The sequence below is a fragment of the Salinispora oceanensis genome, assembly GCF_000383575.1.
Taxonomy (GTDB): domain Bacteria; phylum Actinomycetota; class Actinomycetes; order Mycobacteriales; family Micromonosporaceae; genus Micromonospora; species Micromonospora oceanensis.
The window spans coordinates 3,870,412-3,892,261 of record NZ_KB911579.1; the positions used below are offsets into that span (position 1 = coordinate 3,870,412).

15 protein-coding genes and 1 riboswitch are annotated in these 21,850 nt (G+C 67.8%); of the genes, 7 read left to right on the top strand and 8 right to left on the bottom strand.

Features of this window, described 5'->3' with window-relative positions:
* Positions 1–77: 77 nt before the first annotated feature.
* The 3 genes from SALPAC4_RS0117965 to SALPAC4_RS0117975 form a co-directional block, all read right to left on the bottom strand.
* Positions 78–1,949 carry a hypothetical protein gene (locus tag SALPAC4_RS0117965; RefSeq protein ID WP_019871497.1) on the bottom strand — a complete coding sequence of 624 codons (1,872 nt, stop codon included), beginning with the start codon at positions 1,947–1,949 and terminating at the stop codon, positions 78–80.
* 218 nt (positions 1,950–2,167) lie between these two features.
* Positions 2,168–3,022: an alpha/beta hydrolase family protein gene (locus tag SALPAC4_RS0117970; RefSeq protein ID WP_018735700.1), complete on the bottom strand. Its 855-nt coding sequence runs from the start codon at positions 3,020–3,022 to the stop codon at positions 2,168–2,170.
* A gap of 157 nt (positions 3,023–3,179) precedes the next feature.
* Positions 3,180–4,454: an SGNH/GDSL hydrolase family protein gene (locus SALPAC4_RS0117975; RefSeq protein WP_027644270.1), complete on the bottom strand. Its 1,275-nt coding sequence runs from the start codon at positions 4,452–4,454 to the stop codon at positions 3,180–3,182.
* 403 nt (positions 4,455–4,857) lie between these two features.
* Here SALPAC4_RS0117975 and SALPAC4_RS0117980 point away from each other — a divergent pair, with 403 nt between their 5' ends.
* The 3 genes from SALPAC4_RS0117980 (at position 4,858) to SALPAC4_RS0117990 (ending at position 11,138) form a co-directional block, all read left to right on the top strand.
* Positions 4,858–6,966 carry a DNA gyrase/topoisomerase IV subunit B gene (locus SALPAC4_RS0117980; protein WP_050564989.1) on the top strand — a complete coding sequence of 703 codons (2,109 nt, stop codon included), beginning with the start codon at positions 4,858–4,860 and terminating at the stop codon, positions 6,964–6,966.
* 71 nt (positions 6,967–7,037) lie between these two features.
* On the top strand, positions 7,038–9,521 hold the full coding sequence (locus SALPAC4_RS0117985; RefSeq protein ID WP_019871500.1) for a DNA gyrase/topoisomerase IV subunit A: 2,484 nt from the start codon (positions 7,038–7,040) through the stop codon (positions 9,519–9,521).
* A gap of 406 nt (positions 9,522–9,927) precedes the next feature.
* Positions 9,928–10,061: riboswitch (cyclic di-AMP (ydaO/yuaA leader) on the top strand.
* A 225-nt stretch (positions 10,062–10,286) separates the two neighbouring features.
* Positions 10,287–11,138 carry a C39 family peptidase gene (locus SALPAC4_RS0117990; RefSeq protein ID WP_019871501.1) on the top strand — a complete coding sequence of 284 codons (852 nt, stop codon included), beginning with the start codon at positions 10,287–10,289 and terminating at the stop codon, positions 11,136–11,138.
* Between the two features lie 178 nt (positions 11,139–11,316).
* On the opposite strand, the gene SALPAC4_RS0117995 is transcribed toward SALPAC4_RS0117990, so the two are convergent.
* From SALPAC4_RS0117995 to SALPAC4_RS0118015, 5 genes are all read right to left on the bottom strand, one after another.
* A complete protein-coding gene (locus SALPAC4_RS0117995) occupies positions 11,317–12,642 on the bottom strand; it encodes a polysaccharide pyruvyl transferase family protein (protein ID WP_019871502.1) in 1,326 nt (441 codons plus the stop codon).
* A 16-nt stretch (positions 12,643–12,658) separates the two neighbouring features.
* The gene (locus SALPAC4_RS0118000) at positions 12,659–14,356 is read right to left on the bottom strand and encodes a CDP-glycerol glycerophosphotransferase family protein (RefSeq protein WP_019871503.1); all 1,698 of its coding nucleotides are present in this window, start codon (positions 14,354–14,356) and stop codon (positions 12,659–12,661) included.
* A 42-nt stretch (positions 14,357–14,398) separates the two neighbouring features.
* Positions 14,399–15,910, bottom strand: coding sequence for a bifunctional cytidylyltransferase/SDR family oxidoreductase (locus SALPAC4_RS25440; protein WP_033664728.1), 1,512 nt, complete (start codon positions 15,908–15,910; stop codon positions 14,399–14,401).
* A gap of 137 nt (positions 15,911–16,047) precedes the next feature.
* Positions 16,048–16,851: an ABC transporter ATP-binding protein gene (locus SALPAC4_RS0118010; protein WP_019871505.1), complete on the bottom strand. Its 804-nt coding sequence runs from the start codon at positions 16,849–16,851 to the stop codon at positions 16,048–16,050.
* Positions 16,838–17,740: an ABC transporter permease gene (locus SALPAC4_RS0118015; RefSeq protein ID WP_019871506.1), complete on the bottom strand. Its 903-nt coding sequence runs from the start codon at positions 17,738–17,740 to the stop codon at positions 16,838–16,840. The genes SALPAC4_RS0118010 and SALPAC4_RS0118015 overlap by 14 nt, the downstream gene beginning before the upstream one ends.
* A gap of 156 nt (positions 17,741–17,896) precedes the next feature.
* Here SALPAC4_RS0118015 and SALPAC4_RS0118020 point away from each other — a divergent pair, with 156 nt between their 5' ends.
* The 4 genes from SALPAC4_RS0118020 to galE all read left to right on the top strand — a co-directional run bounded on the left by SALPAC4_RS0118020 (position 17,897) and on the right by galE (position 21,807).
* Positions 17,897–18,529, top strand: coding sequence for a TetR/AcrR family transcriptional regulator (locus SALPAC4_RS0118020; protein ID WP_019871507.1), 633 nt, complete (start codon positions 17,897–17,899; stop codon positions 18,527–18,529).
* A gap of 148 nt (positions 18,530–18,677) precedes the next feature.
* Positions 18,678–19,787 carry a DegT/DnrJ/EryC1/StrS family aminotransferase gene (locus SALPAC4_RS0118025; RefSeq protein WP_019871508.1) on the top strand — a complete coding sequence of 370 codons (1,110 nt, stop codon included), beginning with the start codon at positions 18,678–18,680 and terminating at the stop codon, positions 19,785–19,787.
* A complete protein-coding gene (locus SALPAC4_RS0118030; protein ID WP_019871509.1) occupies positions 19,784–20,803 on the top strand; it encodes a Gfo/Idh/MocA family protein in 1,020 nt (339 codons plus the stop codon). The genes SALPAC4_RS0118025 and SALPAC4_RS0118030 overlap by 4 nt, the downstream gene beginning before the upstream one ends.
* A complete protein-coding gene (gene galE / locus SALPAC4_RS0118035; RefSeq protein ID WP_019871510.1) occupies positions 20,800–21,807 on the top strand; it encodes a UDP-glucose 4-epimerase GalE in 1,008 nt (335 codons plus the stop codon). Before SALPAC4_RS0118030 ends, galE begins: the two co-directional genes overlap by 4 nt.
* The last annotated feature ends 43 nt before the right edge of the window (positions 21,808–21,850 follow it).

The window sequence follows — 21,850 nt, forward strand, 5'->3', positions numbered from 1 at the left end:
TTTTGTCGTGGCCGGCACGGGTCGCGGTGCCCTGGTTGGCGCAGCGCGACCCGTGACCGGCGGTCAGCGGCGGGGGCTCAGTCGACTGGATATTTGGTCAGATAGACCGGTTGGCCGACGCGGGTGGTGTCGGCTGCCGCGCCGATCCCGTTGACCACGTGGTCGATCGTGCCCGCGTTCAGGTTCACGGTCATCACGCGATGGAGCTGCACTCCGGGGTGGTCCGGCACCTCGAATCCGTTCTCAGTATGGATCGACGGGTTGTTTCGGTTGTACACGTACACCCCGCCGCTGTAGAGCGTGTGGTGCCGTACCCGGTCGTTGACCTTGTAGCCGGCCCAGCCCTGCACCTCGCCCTTCATCCAGTCGGCCTGCGTGGGCGGGTCGTAGGGCAGCTCGTTCTGGTAGAGGATCGTGGTGCCGTGCTCGCCGTTCCACACCGTGTTGTGGCGCTGGAAGTGCTCAACGAAGAGGCCGGTCGCGGTGACCCGGTCGCCGTTGATGATCGCGCCGTACCGCCCGGTGTTGGTACGCCAGCGGTCGGTGTCGCCCTTGACCCCCTCGGTGAAGTCCTCCACGCCGTGGTCGCCCCGCCACACCCAGGTGTGGTCGATCAACACGTCATCGGCGTTGACCTCCAGCGCGGTGTGGGTCCGGCCGATGTGGGGCCCGCCGACCCGGAAGTACACGTCCGAAAGCGTGATCGGGTTCTGTGGTGTGCTGTGGTTGCGTCCGTGCCGTTTACCAACGCGGAGCAGTACCGGCGACTCGTGGAGCCCCGCGTCGATGGTCACCCCGGCCACCACGACGCCGGGAACGCCGGCGACGTTGAGCGGCGTGGCGCCGTCCACGGCGGTCAGGGTGGCGTGCCCCAGCCCGAGGACAACCGTGTCCGGCCGGCGGATCTCGATGCTACGGGCGATGTCGTACCGGCCGGGGGTGAGCAGCAGGTGCTTGCCCCGCGCCAGTTCCCGGTTGATCGTCCGCACGGAGTCACCCGGACGCGCGATGTGGAAGTCGCGGATCGGGATGGTCCGGCCGGGGGTGGTGCCCGTGGCCCAGGAGACGCCCCGGGTGTCGCGGCGAGCAGCCGGTACCCGTACCTGGTAGCGGCCCCGATCATCGACGAAGAGGTACGGCTTCTCCCGGCTCAGCGGGGTGGTGTCGAGCGTCGTGTACGGCGGGTCGGGGAAGCTGTCGTCGGCTGGTGCGCCGTCAACGCCCGTGAAGACCTGGTTCCAGACGCCATTGGACCAGCTGTCGATCTCGCTGTTGCGGGTCAACCACTGCTGTTGTGAACCGTTGACGACCTCGGGGAGTCGGGAGTCGGCGATGAAGCCGCCGCTGGCGTACTGTGGGCCGGCGGTGCAGTAGTCCATCAGGGACAGGGTGCCGCCGGTGACGTCGAGGCGGCGCATCGACACGGCCTGCGACACCGCCCAGAAGTTCGCCGAGGAGCGGCAGTCGTCCTGCCCGGCGGGGTCGATGCGCAGTGCCAGGTTGGACAGGGTGCGCCAGAAGTTGACCAGCGCGAGACAGTTGCTGGTGCCCTCGTCATCGAGGCAGCGGTTGTAGACCTCGATTTTTCCGTCTACCTGGACGTCGGTGGGGGTGGCGCCGAGGCCGGAGACCTGGGTGTAGTAGCCGAGCTTGACCTGCAACGGCTGGTCGGCGCTGCCGTATTCGCCGGGCAGGAAGAGGTAGGCGTGGCGGTCTGTTCCCATCTCGGCGTCCACCTGCGCGGCGTGCCGCGCATCCATGGTGGCCTGGATCTCGTCGGTGGGCGTCTCCGGGCTGAAGATCGTCACGTTGGGCCCGAAATCGGGGGCGCTGGGGCGGGGGCCGCCGGCGCTGGCGGCGCCGGGGGCGGTGGCGGTGACGGCGACCATCAGCGCGAGGCTGAGCCCGAGGGCTCGGCGTACGCGTCGTCGTGGGTGGGGAAAGGTCATGCGTTTCGTCCTCTCGTCACGCGAGTGGGAAGAGAGCGCTCTCTCGGTGTTTCGGGGGACGGCCTGGACGGGGTGGGGGTTGACCCCGTTTCTACCGGGTGAGCAGGCTGGAGGGAAGGGGGTCGATGGCTACGGTTCGCCCGGCTCGGGGGAACTCGCCGCACCCCAGCCGAGCGGAGGTCTGTCCCCTCGTGACCGGGGACAGACCTCCGCTCGGGCTACCCCTGGGTCGCGAACTGGGCGATTCGGGCGGCCAGCGGGGTCGCTGCGGTACGTGTCCAGCTGAAGTGGTCGAGCCGGCTGCCGCCCGGCTCGGCCCCGTGGCGCTCGCGGGTGATGGGAGCGCTGGTGAGCTTGGCGCAGAGGTGGTCGATGGTCTCGTGCGGGGTGTACTGGTCGTTGTCCACGCTGACCGCCAGCACCGGTGTGCGGAGGTCGCGGAGCGCCGCCTCGGCATCCACGCCGGCCAGTCGGGGAAAGCGCCCGGTGCGTGCGGTGTAGGCCCAGTCCCGGACCACCCCGCGCGCCAGCCGGCCGCCGAAGCCCCAGCCCGGCCACACCCCGAGCAGTCGGGTGGTGACCGCGATCGTCTGGGAGAACGGGAGGACGCCGTAACCCCGCGGTCCGGGCGGATAGCTGCGCCACCAGGGGAGCCCGACGGCGATCAGGGCCAGCCCGTCCACCTCGTGCCCGGGGGTCAGGGCCAGGTGCAGTAGGGCCGTCTGGCCGCCCAGGGAGTGTCCGAGCAGGAGAGTGCGCCGGCCGTTTCGCTGTTCCTTCAACGCCGCCAGCACCGCGCCGACATCGGTGGCCAGCTCCGCGTACCCGTAGCGGCAGCGGCGACTCGGGCGCGGTGTGCTCGCTCCGGTGCCGCGGAGGTCGGCGACCGCGACGGCGAGCCCGGCGGCGCGGAGCGCGGTGGCGAACGGGCGGTAGTACCGGGCGGGGACGCCCATGGCGGGGGAGATCAGCACCAGCGGGGCGTCGGCGGTCTCCGCCGGCTCCGGATAGATCTGCAGACCGAGGCGGGCTCCGTCGACCTCGACGAATTCTTGCTGGTATTCCGCATTCACCAGCCCAATCTACGGGGTGAATCTACCGACGAGTAACCAATCGGTGACTGTCGTCACGTCGATCTGGCCGGGCTGGCGTCGGCGCACCGGGAAACACAGACGCCTCGCGGATCCGATCGGTGCGCGGATCCGCGAGGCGTCGGGGTGCGGTTAGGGGTCAGCTCACCGTGATCGCGCCGGTCGGGGAGCGGACACAGGAGACCTCACGGGCGCTCGTGGAAGCGGCGCCGGTAAGGCATTCCCCGAGCGCCAGGTGACCGGCGGCGTTCGGGTGCCACGACTCCTGGCACGTCTGGAAGTGATCCACGCAGGTGCCGGCGATCCGGTTGATGTCGAGCTTGTCTGCCCCTTCGAGGCTGGTGACGTAGGTGCCGGTGGGCCCATCCATCAGTCGAACGGCGGTGGCGAGGGCGTTCTCCGGACCAGCTGTCGTCTCGCAGAGCCGGGCGCCGTCGAAGGCCTGCTGCACGTTGAGCAGGACCACGTCGGCGTTGGGGAACTCGCTGGTGACGTCGGTGTGGACCTGGCTCACCATTGTGCCCAGACCCTGCGAGAAGCGGTGGCCGGGAGCGAGGCTGGCGCGGTGGATCGGGCACCCGGCGGCGTACCGTTCGCGGCCGAGGTCGCGGAACTTGTCCCGCGTGTCGTCCCGGTTGTCCTCGGTCCAGTAGGCCTGGTCCAGCTGCTCCGGCAGCGGGTTCGTGTAGTCCTGGAGGACGACCCGGTGCTCGCCGTCGGCGTCCACCTCGGCGAGCGTACTGAGGACCTGCCGCACGGCGGCGCTGGTCTCCGCGGTCGCCGCGGCGAGCTCCGCGGCGGTTGCCAGGTCGGCGTCGGAGCAGGGGTCCTGTTCCACCGCCCAGGGGTGCGCCCAGAACTCCCACCAGCCGATCCAGGCGTCGGCGATGAACCGGTTCGCGCACTTCTCGGCCACCTTGCCGAAGGTGAACGAGCTGTTGTTCGAACCGACGCCGATGAGGACCAGGTCGATATCGTGGGTTTGGGCCACCGCGCGGAGCTGGTCGAGCTGGGCGGCGACCTGGCGCCCGTTCGCCCGGTCGGCGGAGGCGTTGGCGATGTCGGCCGGCTGTCCGCCGGAGCAGGCGAGGTTGAAGCGGTCCTCGATGCCCGGCAGGTTTGCTCGGTGGAGTGAGGCGTTCGCCGAGCGGTGGCAGAAGTAGGCCGCGCTGTTCGGTGCGGACCATCCGGGGAAGGTGCTGGTCTCCCCGTTGATGTCGACCACGGGGGTGTACGCCCCGGCGCCCTCGCCGCTGACAAAGCTGTCTCCGAGCGCTACCGCGGCGGTGGGTGGTGCGCCGGCCGGAGCGGTGGGCGGTGTCTCGGCCAGAGCCGGCGATATGACTGTCGCAGAGAATGTGGTCGTGGCGACGGCGATGCCGACGGCCAGGACGGTACGACCCAATCTGGACATGTGATGATCACCCCTATCGAGATGTGAAAGATCCGCTGGGAAGGGGATCAGATCACCCATCGGTCGCAAGTGTCAATACTCACTAGTAACAAATCTCACGGCCGTGGGTTTTGTGGTGAAAAATATTCGTCGATCTCGTGGTGATGGGGGTGCCCGGCCGGGTCGGGCCGCTCCCGATGGGAGCCACCGGACGCGCCTGAGTGCCCGGGCAGGAAGCCGGCCCGTTCGGGGCCCACGGGTGCCGGCTCCGGCCTCGCCGCACTCGGAGACGCTTGTCGCCTGGGTCACGGCCGGAATCGTTGGACGGCCCCGACCCGTTACTCCGATTGTGGCCGGTCGAACGGGCCCAGCGGGGCCCGTCGGGGCCTACGGCTAGGCTCGCTGCGGCGTGCCGCACCGGCCCATGCCTGTCGTGCGTGGCACCATACCCGCCGAGACCTGGGAGTACGACCAGTTGACCGCAGAGCCTGAGACCCTGTATGAGGCCGACGACCTCACGCATCTCGAGGGACTGGACGCCGTCCGTAAGCGTCCGGGGATGTACATCGGCTCAACGGACAGCCGTGGCGTGGGTCACCTCGTCAACGAGATCCTCGACAACTCCACCGATGAGGGGGTCGCCGGTCACGCGACCTCCATTGAGGTGACCCTGCACGCCGACGGATCGGTGCAGGTGGACGACGACGGCCGCGGCATCCCCACCGACGTGCACGCGAAGTCCGGAATATCGGGGGTCGAGCTGGTGCTCACCCGGCTGCACGCCGGCGGCAAGTTCGGCGGCTCCGGCTACAAGACCTCCGGCGGCCTGCACGGTGTCGGTGCCTCGGCGGTCAACGCCCTCTCGCGCCGGTTCGACGTGACGGTCCGTCGCGGCGGCAAGATCCACACGATGTCGTTCCGGCACGGGGTGCCGGGCGCGTTCGACGGCGATGGGCCACAGGCGGCCTTCACGGCCGGCCCGGGCCTGCAGGTGATCGGTGCGGCCAAGCGTCGGCAGCGCACCGGTACCTCGATCCGCTACTGGTACGACCCGCGCTACTTCGAGGTCGGCGCCGCGCTGGACGCCGACGCCGTACGGATGAAGCTGCGCAACACCGCCTTCCTGGTCCCCGGGGTCAGCTACCTGCTGCGGGACCACACCGGAGCGGAGCCGGTGGAGGAGCGGTTCCACTACCCCAACGGCTTGACCGACATGGTGGACTTCCTCGCCCCGGCCGGTGACCGCCCGGTCTCCGGCACCCTGCTGGTCCGTGGCGAAGGGGCGTACCGGGAGAACGCCGCCGACGCCAACGGCGTGATGCAGGCCAACGTGCCGCGTCGCGCCGAGGTGGAGGTGGCCTTCCGGTGGGGCACCGGGTACGAGCGGACCGTGGAGTGCTTCACCAACACCATCCGCAACGCGCACGGCGGCACCCACCGCAAGGGCTTCGAGCGGGCCCTGACGCGGACCCTCGCCGAGGCGATCCGAAACACCCGTGGCCTGCTCAAGGCCAAGGAGGATCCGCCCACGCTGGACGACATCCTCGAGGGCCTGACCGCGGTCGTGCACGTGCGCGTCCCGGAGCCGCAGTTCACCTCCCAGACCAAGGACGAGCTCTCCACCGCCGGTATCACCAAGGTTCTCCAGCGCCTGGTCGAGCAGCATCTCAAGAGCTGGCTGGAGGAGCGCAAGACCAAGACCGAGGCGCGGACGGTCCTCCAGAAGATCGCTGATGCCGCCCGGGTCCGGCTGACCCAGAAGCAGCAGAAGGAGGCGGCGCGGCGCAAGACCGCCCTGGAGGGCGCGTCGATGCCGGCGAAGCTGGTCGACTGCCGGTCCACCGGGGTGGAGCGCAGCGAGATGTTCATCGTCGAGGGGGACAGCGCCCTCGGCACGGCGCGGTTGGCCCGCTCGTCGGAGTACCAGGCGTTGCTACCGATCCGCGGCAAGATCCTCAACGTGCAGAAGGCGAACCTTCAGCAGGTCCTGGACAACGCCGAGTGCGCGGCGATCGTGCAGGTGTTGGGGGCCGGGTCGGGGCGCACCTTCGACCTCTCCGCCGTGCGTTACGGCCGGGTGCTGATCATGGCCGACGCCGACGTGGACGGCGCGCACATCAGGACCCTGCTGATCACGCTCTTCGCCCGGTACATGCGACCGTTGATCGAGGCTGGCCGGCTGTACGCGGCGATGCCGCCCCTGCACAAGATCACCACAAAGGGGCGCAAGCCGCAGACTATCTACACCTACACCCAGGAGGAGATGGAGGCGACCGTCCGGCGGCTGGAGCAGGCGGGCAAGCAGATCGTCACTCCGATCCCGCGGTTCAAGGGTCTGGGTGAGATGGATGCCGACGAGTTGTGGGAGACCACGATGAACCCGGCTGGCCGGGCGGTCCGTCGGATCACTCTCGACGATGCCGAGGAAGCCGAACGGATCCTGGAACTGCTGATGGGGGAGAAGGTGGAGCCCCGCCGGAACTGGCTGATCGCCTCCGCCGACCGGGTTGACCGTGAGGCGATCGACGCATGAGACCCGGACCGGCCGCGGTTCGCGCGGGCACCGGCACGAGCACGGAAACAGTCCGAGGGGAAAGCTGAGTCATGGCACGCCGCAAGGGCCCGAAGGTCGACCTGTCCGCGTTCGACCAGGCGGGCGCTCGGGTTTTCGACAATCCGCTGGTCACCGAGGTCTCCGACTCCTACCTGGAGTACGCGTTCTCGGTCATCCACTCCCGCGCCCTGCCCGACGCCCGAGACGGGCTCAAGCCGGTGCACCGGCGCATCCTCTGGTCGATGTACGAGTCCGGCCACCGCCCGGACCGGGGGCACGTCAAGTCCGCCCGGGTGGTCGGCGATGTGATGGGCAAGTACCACCCCCACAGCGACGTGGCGATCTATGACGCGCTGGTCCGGCTGGCGCAGGACTTCTCCCTGAACGCACCCCTGATCGACGGGCACGGCAACTTCGGCAGCCCGGACGACGGCCCGGCCGCGGCCCGCTACACCGAGGCCCGGATGTCGCGGGAGGCGATGCTGCTCGTCGGTGAGTTGGGCGAGGAGACGGTCGACCTGGGGCCGAACTACGACGGTTCGTTGACCCAGCCCACCGTGCTGCCGGCCGCCTTCCCGAACCTGCTGGTCAACGGTGCCTCGGGGATCGCGGTCGGGATGGCGACCAACATGATCCCGCATAACCTCGGTGAGGTGGTCTCCGCCGCCCGCTGGCTGATCAACCACCCGGACGCCACGCTGGACAAGCTGATGGAGTTCGTGCCGGGGCCGGACCTGCCGACCGGTGGGCTGCTGCTCGGCCTGGACGAGGTACGGCGGGCCTACGAGACCGGCCGCGGCGTGGTGCGGATGCGCGCCAAGGTGGAGATCGGCCCGATCGAGGGCAGCCGCGGCCGGCAGGCGATCACCGTCGTCGAACTGCCCTACGGCATCGGCGCCGAGAAGGTCATCGCCGCTGTCACCAACGAGGTCACGAAGACCAAGCGGCTCACCGGGATCGCCGACGTCAAGGACCTCACCGACCGGGAGAACGGCACCCGGCTGGTCATCGAGTGCAAGGTCGGGGTGAATCCACAGGTACTTCTCGCCGACCTCTACCGGCTGACCCCGCTGGAGCAGTCGTTCGGCGTCAACAACCTGGTGCTGGTGGACGGACAGCCGCAGACCCTGGGGTTGAAGGCCCTACTGGAGGTCTTCCTGGCCCACCGGTACGAGGTGGTGACCCGACGCAGCGCGTACCGGAAGCGTCGGCGGGAGGAACGGCTGCACCTGGTGGATGGGCTGCTGGTCGCGCTGCTCGACATCGACCAGGTGGTGAAGCTGATCCGGGGCAGCGAGGACGCGCAGGCCGCGAAGGACGCTCTGATGCGGCGCTTCGGGCTCTCCGAGATCCAGGCGACCTACATCCTCGACACGCCGCTGCGCCGGCTCACCAAGTACGACCGGTTGGAGTTGGAGGCCGAGCAGGAGAAGCTGCGCGGCGAGATCGCCGAGCTGTCCCGGCTTCTGGACGACCCGAAGATCCTGCGGAAGGTCGTCTCCGGCGAACTGGGCGCGGTGGTGAAACAGTTCGCCGCGCCGCGTCGCACCACCCTGGTGGACGGGGATCTGAAGGAGGTACTCGCCGCGTCGGTTCCGGCTGGCCCACTGGAGGTCGCCGACGACCCCTGCCAGGTGATTCTCTCCTCAACCGGGCTGGTCGCCCGGACCGCCGCCGAGTCGGAGGAGGCGGTCGAGGGGCATCGCCGGCATGGCCGGGTCCGGCACGACGCGGTACGCGCCGTCGCCCATTCCACGGCCCGCGGCAAAGTTCTGCTGGTCACCAGCGGCGGCCGGGCATTCAAGGTGGACGTGCTGCCGCTGCCGGTGCTCCCTGAGCAGTCCGGCACGGTCTCCCTACGCGGTGGGATGTCCGCGGCCGAGTTGGTGCCGCTGGCACCGGGGGAGACGGTGGTGGGGATCGCGCCGCTGGGCGCGTCCGCGGAGGGGTCGCCGGGGCTGGCTCTCGGTACCCGACAGGGCATGGTGAAGGTCGCCGCGCCGGACTGGCCGGTCCGCGCCGACGAGTTCGAAGTGATCAGCCTCCGGGATGGGGACGAGGTGGTCGGGGCGACCTGGCTGACCGACGGAGCTGAGAGCCTCGCCTTCGTCACCTCGGAGGCGTCGCTGCTGCGTTACCCGGCGGGGTCGGTCCGTCCGCAGGGACTGCGCGGCGGTGGCGTCGCCGGAATCAGCCTCCCCGATGCCGCGCGGGTGGTGTACTTCGGCGCGGTCCGCACCGACGATCCTGCCCACGGTGAGCCGATGGTGGTCACCTCGACCGGCGCCACGGTGAAGGTGACACCGTTCGCGGCCTATCCGGCGAAGGGACGGGCGACCAGCGGCGTACGCTCCCAGCGTTTCCTCAAGGGGGAGACCGAGGTGGCCGTCGCCTGGGTCGGTTCGCGCCCGGTCGGCGCGACGGTGAACGGTGAGCCGGTGGAACTGCCCGCGGCTGATCCGCGTCGCGACGGCAGCGGCTTCGCTGTGCTGCTAGGCCCCGCCGTAATCGGCCATCAGATCGACCGCGACTGAATCGGCGCTGCCGGGTCGGGAAGCGACCGGTACCACCTCCGGCGCTTCGCCGGCGCGCAGGAGATCTGCGGGTGGTGGTCGGTCCCCGGCCCGGCGAGGCCACCCGTCAACGTCTCGAACACCGGTCGAAATTTGTGAGGCTGGTCATAGCATTGTTGGGTCAGTCATTTCGGGCAGACGGCCTGATTCCTCAGGGCAGCGTGCGGAAATTTGCCGACAAGCTGTCCGGTTCTTGACCGGACTGCGCCACTATCGCCCTTCGTGTAATTGATTCATTTCAGTGTGCAGCTGTCGGTGAATCGTGACTGCGACCCATGTTTAAGCGGTTCCGAGAGGGTTGGCGGGTCGGGAAGTGGTCAGTAGTGTCGGCGCGTCCGGTGCGGTTTTCGATCGCAAAAGGCGACGCCGTGCCGACCCGCTCAATTGCCGAAAGGCGAACCGGGGACCCGTTCTATCTGGGGTGAATCCGCGAGTTTGCGGTAGGGCGCACTTCCCGTCCGAATCCGTCAGCTAACCCGGTCAGCGGCATTGGAAGGAGTCCCGTTTCCGTGCAGCGCTATTCCGCCCAGCGGGCGTTCCGCCGCCTCCACGGCACTGCGGGGTCCGCGTCCGTCCGGCCCGCCGCCGGGCGCTGACCCATCCCGCGTAGCCCGGCACTGGGGCCGGGCGTAATCCCCCTGTGGCCACCGGCGCGCGAATTCCGGTTTCGTGCGGCCACCTCTGCTGCCCGCCCAACGGCGCGGTGTGCCACAGTCCCGACCGCCTGTGGAGGATCCCGTGAAACATCGCCTCAAACGACAGCTCCGCCGTCTGACCTCGGAGCGCCCGTACCAGCTGGCCGCCGCCTCGGCTGCCGTGCTCGTGCTGGCCACTGGCGCCGGCGCCCTCGCCGCCGGCAGCGACGAGGGCTCCACCTCGCCGCAGCCGGCCCCCGCCGTTGCCGCGGCCGGCGACATCGCCGACTCGAGCCCCGAGGCGGTCGCGGTCAACGCCGCGCCGTCGAGCACTGAGTCGCCGAGTGTCGAGTCGTCGAGCGCTGAGTCATTCAGTGCCGCACCGTCGAGCGCGGCGGATCCGGACCTGACCGAGGAGGCAGCACCGGAGCCACCGACCTCCAAGGTGCTGGATTACGACTACCAGGCGCAGATCAACTTCTACTACTGCGGTCCGGCTGCCGTCCGGAACGCCCTCAGCGCCACCGGCATCGAGCGCACCCAGAACGAACTCGCTGGCCCGCTCGGTACCGACCAGTTCGGCACCGACTCGGCCGAGGACACCACGCGGGTGCTCAATGCCGAGGTGGAGGGCGAGCCCTACCAGACCCGGATGATCTCCGGCGGCTCGGCCACCCCGGCGCAGATGGACCAGCTCCAGGCCGACGTGGTCGAGGCCATCACTGACGACCGGAGCGTGGTGGTGAACATCGCCGGTTCCGCCACCGACACCGCCGGCGGGTGGCACTCCTTCCCGGGGGGCCATTACGTCGCCGTGGTGGGCTTTGACGACGATGGTCGCCTGGTGCAGATCGCCGACTCGGCGAACCCCGCGACCAGCTCTTACTGGATGACCACGATCGCCCTGGCGAATTGGGCCGCGACGCGCGGCTACTCCGCCTGACCGACAGTTTGTTGCCCGGGCGTCGGTCCTCCACCACGGGGGACCGACGCCCGTCGTCGTACTGGACACCCGGTTGAGTCCGGATCACAGGCTCACGTGGGCCTGCAGTTCTGGCAACGACCAGGTCGCGCTGACACCCGTGGTCGCCGTCGGGAGCTGCAAGCCAGATCCGGATCAGTCAGCGACTGAGTAGCCCGCGCACCCGGCCGCGGATGGCGCGCTTCACCCGGGCGGGCAGCTTCGCTTCCTGCTGGGCCCGCACCTTGCGGCGGAGCCTTTCATTTTGGTCGCGTAGCCAGTGCATCCGGTTTAACAGTTCCTCGCCAGCCATCGCGGTGGCGGGCCGAACCGCAGGTGGGAAGGTGGTGGCACGGACCTTGTCGTCAAAGCGGGTCGCACTGTCGGCGTCCGCGAAGGAGTGCCCCAGATCATGCTTGGTAAGGAATGAGAGCATGGTCTCGAAGCGGGCCGTGTGCCCCTTGTTGAACGCCGTGTAATCCGCTTCCTGGTACAGATCAGCGGCATCGACGTCGGCGGGAACGTCCTGCATGATCCGGTGCGGGATGTCGAAGTAACGGGCGAGCTCCAGGGTCCGGGAGTCGTGCGCGAAGAGATAGCCCGGGGTGCCGGCGAGCAACGAGGTGATGGTGCCGTGGATGCGGGTGCCGAAGTTGAAGTCGAACCCGGAGAGGTAGTCCATCCACGTCCAGGGATCCACGAACATTCGTACCTTGTCCTCAACGAAGAGGGGGTGCGAGGTGTAGATCGGAATTGGGCTGGTCTTGTCCCGGTCGCTCGGCGCATCGCCGTAGAGGAGGAGACCCAGGGTCTTCAGGTCTTGGGGGATGTACCGAAGGTTTGGGTAGTGCCGGTGGTGGTGGGTGACCACCGAGGCCATGGACGTGACATAGGGAGAGATCGTCATCGCGACCCGGTCGTCCGGTTCGAGGGCCGGCTTGCCCTTCTCCACCTGTAGGTCGTTGCCGTGCAGGAACATCGACGGACAGCCGATGACGTCGACCGCGGAGAAGCCCAACGCCTTCAGGTAGTCCGCAGTGATCTCGCCACGGACGCCGATGGTGTGCGAACGGTCGAGAACGGCCCCGACGAACCGCTTCACCACGTCGTCCAACGGTCGAAGGTATTCCCGGTCACCATGGATGTTGGTCTGGGCGCCCACCCCGAGCACCACGACCGGGATCTTCAGGCGCTCGATCAGGCGGGTCATCACCTCAACCCGAGGGGCGTAGCTGCGCCGGAAGGCATTGGCCAGTGGGACCACGAAGACGTCGAATTCGTCGTTGATGCGGTCGGCCTCACGCAGGTCGACCGTGAATCCGGTCGGGGTGATCTGGACCGTTGAGGTCTGCAGAAGCTTGTGCGCGGCGTGGCTGAACACCAGGTTGCCGCTATTTAGGCCGATCAGGTCACGCTCGAATGTCTCCTCCGGCGAGTGGACAGCCAGAGGCCCCTTCCTGGCCCGCATGAGGATCCGTTGGTGCATTCTTGGCTCCATCTCACTAGGTAACAGCGGCATCGGCCGGTCGGGGTGGACGGGCGGTCGATGGCCGCCCGCGATCCAGTTCCTGTCGGGCCGCATTCACAAACGCGGCCCCGTAGGTTTCGTCCGGAAAGTCACCGAGGTAGTGCCGTCGTGTCGCCCAGCGATGCGCTGCCAGGGGGTCGGTACTGAGTAGTTGGTCCAGTACCCCGTCCAAATTCCTCATGTCCCGGGGTAGCCGGTAGCCGGCGGCGGCCAGGGGGAACTGTTCGGCGAACGCGTCGGCGTCGGTGGTGGTCATGTCGGTCACCGCGAACGGTTTGCCGGAGCGCAGGTAGTCCGAGATGACTCCGGACACATCGGAGATGAGAGCATCGGAGCGGTTCATGCATTCCGCCAGGCTGAGCTTCCGGCTCGCCTCCGGGCCCCACACGTGCGGTCGGTGGCTACGCTCCCGGTCGGTTGCCAGTAGCTCGGTGAGTCGTCTGAGCTGCCGGGCGGAGGCGGGGTTCTGGTTGGTGTACGGGTGCGCACGGAGAATCACCGTGACGCCGCGGTCCAGGAGCCGACGCAGAATCGGCTCGGCCACTGCCAGCGAGCAGTAGTTCGCATGCGCGTTGTGGCCCGTCCAGGTTGGCGTGTACAACACCGTGGCTGGCGCATCGGAGGGCACCGGTTGGTGGCGTACCTGGATCGATTCGACCTGCGGACGGCCGACTACCCTGAACTTCTCTACCGGGATGTTGATGCCGGCGCGGGCGTACCGCTCAATCGCCGCCTCACCGGCGACGAAGATTCGGTCGAAGAGTGCGGTGACCGGATTGGCGCTCGGCGCCTTGTCGCTGTCGCCGTGGTGCAGTTGGATGTGGGTCAGCTGGGTGAACCCGATGCAGTGGCTGTTCTTGGCGCCGTGGTTGACGTAGAACGCCACCTTCAGGCTCGGCACGAGCACTTCGTCCAGGGACCGCGGCGTGGGGCAGTAGATCACCGGTGCTGTGGTGGCCGCGGCGATCGGGGCTAGGAACTGCGGCTCGCGGAGCACCACCAGGAACTTTCGGTTGATCCGTTCCAGGTAGGGCAGCCACATGGTGACTTGATACTCCGAGCCAGGGGGCGCGGAGAAGTGCAGCAGGAACTCCGGCTGATGTCGCTGCACCGCCTGCCGTACGGCCCCGTCCGCAGTGGTTGGGCGCAGCCGCCGACGCGTGAGCCCCAGCCCGGCGGTACCGGCGACGGCGGCCACCAGTAGCGTCGCGACCAACGCGATCAGCGTCGGTGCGCTGATCGCCGCAGCTAGGGTCAGCACGGCCAGCAAGCCGAGCAATACGGTCTCGAGCCGCGTGGCGACCAGCGGCTCCCAGGCTCGCGCGGACAGGTTCGCCGTCTGGGGCTCCAGCCCGCCGGCCTGCCGCAGCGGGCTGGTCAACAGCACCAGCCCGAGTAGAACCAGGCCCGTGGCGGCGAGCGCCGGCTCGAATCCGGCTTCCAGCTGTCTGGAGTACGCGACCAGGACAGCCGCGGCGACCAGTGCCGTCTCGGCGGGCGTGTCCACGCTGGTGGGGATCCGCCGTTCCAGGGCGATCGCGCCGAGGGCCGCTGCCGCCAGAACCAGTCCCCAACCGGTCGAAGCGGTCAGCGCGCAGACGAGGAAGGCCAAGAGGGCCAGCCCGACACTCAGGAATCGGGTGACCAGTTTACGGATCAGAACACCGCGCATGTCGCTCCGTTCACCTGTCGTCCTGGCCGCGGGGATCGGCGGTCAGTGCCCGGCCGCCGCTGCGGCGACCGGGCGCGTCACGGTGGGTCCGTGCTGGGCTGGCACCGGTGAGGTGTCACCGAGCTCGCGGCGTACGTCGATGACCTGCCCGGTCAGTTCGGAGATCAGCACATCAAGCGAGGCCTGCGCCACCGCGGCCGAGGAAAGCAGCGTGTGTTCTGGCTCCACACCAAAGGCGCGGGTACGCATCGGCGTGGCGGTTCGCTCCGGGTTGATGCAGTTCACCCGCACGCCGAAGTCGGCCCACTCGTCGGACAGCGCCTGGGTGAGGTTCACCAGCGCCGCCTTGGTCGCCGAGTACAGCGCGTAGCGTGCCCGGCCTCGGGTGTACGAGCTGGAGGTGTAGAGCAGCAGTTGGCCCTTGGTCTGCTGTAGGTAGGGCAGGGCCAGACGGGCGACGGTGACCGGCCCGATGAAGTTGACCTGGAGGAGGCTGTCCATGGTCTTCTCGTCCATCTCGGCGAGACTCCCCTTTTCCAGGACGCCTGCGGTCACCACCACGTGGTCGATGCGGCCGGTCGCCTCGAATGCCGTGGTCAGTGCCGCCGCGACCTCATCGGCCCGTTCGACATGGGTTCCCGTGTCGCTACGGCTGAACGCGAAGACCTGGGCGCCGTGCCCCCGGGCGATTTCGGCCAGATCGTGCCCGATGCCGTAGCTTCCCCCGAAAACCACGACTGTTCGGCCACTCAGCTCTTCTCGGTAGCTGCCGTGGTCGGCGACAGGGGGCACCCGCGCGGCGGCGAGTTGGAAGAGCTTGTCGGCCAGGTGGACATCAACGGGATGAGTCACCTTGATGTTCTCGTCCGAACCGTTGATCACCTTGATAGTGGTGTCGGGCAGGTACCGAAGCACTACACCGCAGTCGTCGGTAGCGGCGAAGTTCGGATCGCCCTCCGCCCGCCGGTAGGCCTCGCGAATCGTGCCGGAGCGGAACGCCTGCGGGGTCTGGCCTCGGCGTAGCGTGGAACGGGCCGGGATGTCCGTGATGCAGTCGTCGTCATCTACCTGGATGATGGTGTCAGCGGAGGGGATAGCCACGTCGACCGCGGCATAGGTCCAGAGGGCGTTTACGCACTCGCGGACAATCCGGTGGCTGACGAGGGGTCGGACCGCATCATGGAAAATGATGTTGCAATCCTCTTCGCCGATCGCCTCGAGGGCGATCCGAGTGGTGGCGTTACGGGTGTCTCCTCCCTCGATCACCTTGCTGACCTTGCTGAGGTCGGCTGACTCGACGATCCGCAATGCCTGCTGGACGTGGCCGTGGGCCATGAGCACGATGATTTCGTCGATCTCTGGTGCGGCTTCGAAAATGGCCAGGGTGTGTTCGATGATCGGCTTTCCGGCGATCTTCAGGAGCTGCTTGGGGATACCGAGCCCAAGGCGTTCACCGGTCCCACCGGCGAGGACCACCGCTACCGTCCGCGAGGGGCGCCAGGATGCCGGGTTCGGCGGCGTGGCGCCCGATGCAGTGGTGCGGTCCTGGGTCATGTCCGTTCCTCGCTTCTGTCGGGGGTGATTGGGGAGACGTATCGGTGCGGGGTGGGCCGACGCTCACGGAACTCTAGCGTCTGCGACAGGGCGCATCGACCAGCCGACGATGCTGCTCGATGCGCTCCGTGGCGGCGTTACCTGCCCTCGTACGCGTTGCAGACCTCATCGGTCGGGCCGTCCATTTTCAGGACGCCGCCTTCCAGCCAGATGGTCCGCTCACAGGTGTCCCGGATCGAGCCGAGCGCGTGGCTGACCAGGAAGACCGTGCCGGCGTTCGCCCGCAGTTCCCGCACCCGCTGTTCGCTGCGGGCCCGGAACTTGCGGTCGCCGGTGGCCAGCGCCTCGTCAATGAGGAGCACGTCATGGTCCTTCGTGGCGGCGATGGCGAAGCGCAGCCGGGCGCCCATCCCGGAGGAGTAGGTGCGCATCGGCAGAGACGCGAAGTCACCCCGTTCGTTGATTCCGGAGAATTCGATGATGTCGGGAGCGACGCGTTTGACCTTTTCTGGAGACATGCCCATCGCTAGACATCCGAGCACCACGTTTCTCTCGCCGGAGAGATCGTTCAGTAGGGCCGCGTTTACGCCGAGTAGCGACGGCTGTCCGTGTGTGTAGACCGCGCCCTGGGCCGGTGGGAGTAGCCCGGCGATGGTCCGTAGCAGGGTCGACTTGCCGGAGCCGTTGCTGCCGATCAGGCCGATGGCCTCACCCTGGTATGCGGTGAAGCTGACTCCCTTGACCGCGTGCACCTCGCGGATGTTGGGGGTTTTGGTGCGGGATACGATTCGTTTGAGGGCGGCGGTGGCGCCGTTGTTCGCCGCGGCGCCCTTGTGAATTCGATAGATCACATGGACGTCGTCGACAATGATGGTCGGAACCCGGTTCGCCGCCGCGGGAGTGGTGTTGGCCTTGGATTGGGTCTGCTCAGCCACGTCCATACTCCTTCTCCCCACGCCAGAAGTAGACAAATCCCCCGATGCCCATGGCGGCCGCCCAGGCCAGGGCCATTAGCCAGAGCTGCGTTGGCGGGTTGACCAGGTTGTCCTGGTTTGATTCCAGTAGCGAGTACCGGGCCAGCTCGATGTAGATCAGGGCCGGGTTCGCCTCGAGCAGGGTCGCGGCCCACTGCGGCAGATGATCGCGGAACAGGACAACCGGGTAGAGCACACCGGAGGCGTAGAGCCAGGTGCGGAGCACGAACGGCATCACCTGTTTGAGGTCGGTGATCTTGGAGCCGATCCGTGCCATCACCATGGTGAGTCCGATATTGAAGATTGTTTGTAGGAGCAGTGTCGGAGCGATGAGTAGCCAGCGGAGGGTGAGCGGTTCGCCGGTGGCCAGCACGATGACCGCCAGGACCACCATCGACATCAGTAGCTGCTGGAACTGCACCAGGGTGACGGTGACGGGCAGCGCGGCCCGGGGGAAGTGCAGGGCCCGGATCAGCCCGAGATTGTTGGTGATCGCACTGGTGCCGTTCGCCACCGTGCTCTGGGTGAACATGAAGACGAACACGCCCGTGCACAGGTAGGCGATGAAGTTGTCCACGTTGCGGTCCTGGGACAGGATCACACCGAAGATCAGATAGTAGACCGCTGCGTTGGTGAGCGGGGTCAGCAATTGCCAGAGTTGGCCGAGCTGGGTGTTGCTGAATGACGAGGCGACCTTCGCTCGGGAGTACGCGGTGATGAAGTGCCGGTACGCCCACACCTGGCGGGTGTACTCGCGCAGGGAGGGCCTTGCGCCAGCGACCCGTAGTCCGTGCCGCTGCGCGAGTTCGGCGGGGCTTGGCCTGGAGTCGAGGTCGGCCACCGCGGTGTCGGCCATGATCAGGCGCTCCGATCTATCGTGTCGATGGGAGGGAAAGTGTCGCGGTGCTATGAGCCGGCGTGTCCGGTTTACGGGGTGTCACGTCGGTGCCTGGAAGCTAGTGTATTACCCGTCGGGACGCAACCGTAGCGTCGTTGCGTTACATTGTTCGGCGTGACGACCGAGAAGAAGCGCCCTCCGGCGGGCGCCGCGGTGCTGCGCGAGGACATCACCTCGGCCATCCGCCGTGCGGTCATGGCGGAGCTGGCCGAGGTGGGCTACGGGCGTCTCTCCATCGAGGCGGTGGCGCGTCGGGCCGGTGTGAGCAAGACCGCCATCTACCGCCGGTGGCGCTCCAAACTTGATCTCGTCCTGGACCTGGTCTCCGCCGCGGCTGGCCGCAGCCTCCCGCTGCTCGACACCGGCAGCCTCCTGGGTGACCTGGAGATCCTGCTCCACGTCCTGGCCCGGGCGCTGCGGCACCGGGCGGCCTCCCAGATCATTCCAGACCTGCTCGCCGAGGCCGCACGTACCCCACAGATCGCCGAGAAACTCCACCAGACGCTGGAGGCGTATCAGCGGACCATCGGAGGCATCGTGATCGGCCGGGCTGTCGAGCGCGGTGAGCTGTCGGCGGACACCGACCAGCGTCTCGCGGTTGACCTGATCGTTGGGCCAGTCTACTGGCGGCTGGCGATTACACGGGCTCCGCTGCCGGCCAGCGAGGTACGCCGGGTAGCGGAGACGATCGTCGCCGGCCTGCGGGTAGCATCCACGGAGTCCGACTCTGGCGAGCCAACACATTAAGTTCGATTTAGCTGGTGAAACGTCTTGATCCTCGCGGAAATCAGCCCGAGCTCTGCAATGACCCCGGCGCCGATGCCGTCTTGACCCGGACCCATTAGCATCGCCCCCGGACCCCTCGAATGATCGTTCGTAGACAGGAGGACGCCCCATGGCCGGGCCGCACCCAGACTTCATCCCCCCAGCACGACCAATCATCGGTGAGGCCGAAATTGACGCGGCGGTCCGGGTGTTGCGGAGTGGCCGGGTCGTGCAGGGCCCGGAGGTGGCGGCGTTCGAGGAGGAGTTCGCCGACCTGACCGGAGGGTCGCACTGCGTCGCTGTCAACTCCGGGACCTCGGCGCTCCAGTTGACTTTGCTGGCGCTCGGTTTCGGCCCGGGCGACGAGGTTATCGTTCCGTCGTTTTCCTTCGCGGCCACCGCCAACGCAGTCCGGTTGGTGGGGGCGGAGCCAGTCTTCGTGGACATCGAGCGGGACAGTTTCTGCCTCGATCCGGAGGCCGTGGCGGCCGCCGTCACGCCGCGGACCGTCGCCGTTATGCCGGTGCACCTGTACGGTCACCCTGCTGCCATGGACCGGATCGCCACCATTGCGGACCAGCATGGTCTCGCCATCGTTGAGGACGCCGCCCAGGCGCACGGGGCGAGCCTGAACGGCAGCCCGGTGGGTGCCCTCGGCACGGCCGGCTGCTTCAGCTTCTATCCCACGAAGAACATGCACTCGCTCGAGGGTGGCATGATCAGTACCAGGGACGCTGAGCTTGCCCGCACCCTTCGGTTGCTACGAAACCAGGGTATGGAGCAGCGCTACGCGAACGAGATCGTGGGCGCCAACATGCGGATGACCGATGTCGCGGCCGCCGTCGGTCGGGTCCAGCTCACGCAGCTGGCCGAGTGGACCGAGCAGCGCTGTGCCAATGCCAAGTTCCTCGACTCCGCGATCACCAGCATGGTCACTCCGCCGGTGGCCGACGGCGCGCGGCACGTCTACCACCAGTACACCGTCCGGACGAAGGGCAATCGGGACGCCGCCCAGCAGCGGCTGACCGAACTGGGCGTGGGGAATGCCGTCTACTACCCGACCCCGATTCATCGACTCAAGCCGTACCTAGCCGAAAACGGTGAGCCGGGTCCGTGGGACTTGCCGGAGACCGAACGCGCTGCCGCCGAAGTGATCTCGTTGCCGGTGCACCCGTCGCTTACCCAGGTTGAGCTCGAGCGGATCGCCGAAGGTGCGAACCTGGCCGGGGGTGCGCGATGAGCGGGGGGCGTAAGCTGCGTGCCGGCCTGATCGGTCTGGGTGCCATGGGGCGGAACCACGCCCGCGTGCTGTCCAACCTGGATGGAGTTGAGCTGGTCGGGATCGTGGACCCGGCTGGCGGCGCGACCGGCGCGCTGCCCGTGCCAGTCGTGCCCGAGGTGGGCGACCTGCTGGCGATGGGGGTGGACTATGCGGTGGTAGCCTGCCCGACGGTGCTACACGAGCCGGTTGGCCTGGAACTTGCGGCCAACGGCGTCTCCGCATTGATCGAGAAGCCGCTCGCCCCGTCGATCGAGAGCGCGACCAAGCTGGTCGAGGCGTTCGAGGCTGCGGGCCTCGTCGCTGGCGTGGGCCATATCGAGCGCTACAATCCCGCGTTGCAGAGCCTGCGTGCCCGCCTTGAGGCCGGTGAGTTGGGTGAGGTCTTCCAGGTCGTGACGCGGCGGCAGGGGCCGTTCCCGCACCGGATCGCCGATGTCGGCGTGGTGATGGACCTGGCCACCCACGACATCGATCTGACCGCCTGGGTCACCGACCAGAAGTACTGCTCGGTCGCGGCGCACACGGTCTCCCGCAGCGGTCGGCTGCACGAGGACATGGTCGCCGTGGTCGGTCAGCTCTCCGGTGGGACGATGGTCAATCACCTGGTCAACTGGCTGAGCCCGCTCAAGGAGCGCTCGACTGTGGTCACTGGTGACCGGGGCTGCTTCGTGGCCGACACCCTCACTGCTGACCTTACCTTCCATGCGAATGGCGCAATCGACACCGAATGGGAGGTGCTGCGCGCTTTCCGCGGCGTCGCCGAGGGGGACATGGTGCGGTACGCGATCCCCAAGCGGGAGCCGCTGCTGGTCGAGCACGAGCGGTTCCGCGATGCCGTTGAGGGTAAGGAGAGCGACATTGTCACTCTCCGTCAGGGTCTGCGCACCGTCGAAGTCGCCGCTGCCGTGCTCCGCTCGGCAGCCGAAAACGTTGCGGTTTCGGTACCTTCCGCCGGCCAGGGGAGGCCTGAGTGAAGGTCCTGATCGCTGGTGGAGCCGGCTTCATCGGCAGCACCATCGCGTCGGCCTGCCTCGACACGGGCATCACCCCGGTTATCCTCGACAACCTCAGCACCGGCCGTGCCGAGTTCGTCAAGGACCGGATCTTCTACCGGGGCGACATCGCCGACCGGTCCCTGATCGACCGGATCTTCGCCGAGCACCCGGACATCGGAGCGGCAGTCCACTGTGCCGCGTTGATCGTCGTGCCGGAGTCGGTGGCGCACCCATTGCGCTACTACCAGGAGAACGTCGGCAAGTCCGTCGAATTCTTGTCCGCGTTGGTAGCCAACGAGTGCGAGCGGTTCCTGTTCAGCTCGTCTGCTGCGATCTACCAGCCGGGGGAGGACTTCGCCGTGGACGAGGCCTCCCCTATCTCGGGAACCAGCCCGTACGCGGAGAGTAAGGCGATGGTGGAACGCGTGCTGGCCGACGCCGCTCACGCGTACCCGTTGCGGGTTCTCTCGTTGCGCTATTTCAACCCGGTCGGGGCAGATCCCAAGATGCGGACCGGCTTGCAGGTGGCCCGGCCCTCGCATGCGCTCGGCAAGATGATTGAGGCGGCGCGGACGGGGGCGCTGTTCCAGGTCACCGGCACCGACTGGCCCACCCGAGACGGATCAGGTATCCGTGACTACGTGCACGTGTGGGACCTTGCGCAGGCCCATGTCGAGGCCCTGCGCCGGTTCGACACCGTCATCGACGGTAACCAGCGGCCCTACCAGGTGATCAATCTGGGGACCGGCAACGGCACTACCGTCCGGGAACTCCTAGACGCGTTCACCGCGGTGCTCGGCCGGCCGATTCCCACTGCCATTGCCCCGCGTCGCCCCGGCGACTCGGCTGGCACCTACACCCGCAGTGACCGGGCCCGTCGACTGCTCGATTGGGAGCCGACGTTGTCGCTGAAGGAGGGCATCCAGCACTCCTTGAGCTGGGCTGAGTTGCGGGACGACGTGCTGGGGAGCGGTCCCGGCTGACCCGGGTTCCTGGCTTCTCCGGTAGTCGGACATGCGACGAGCG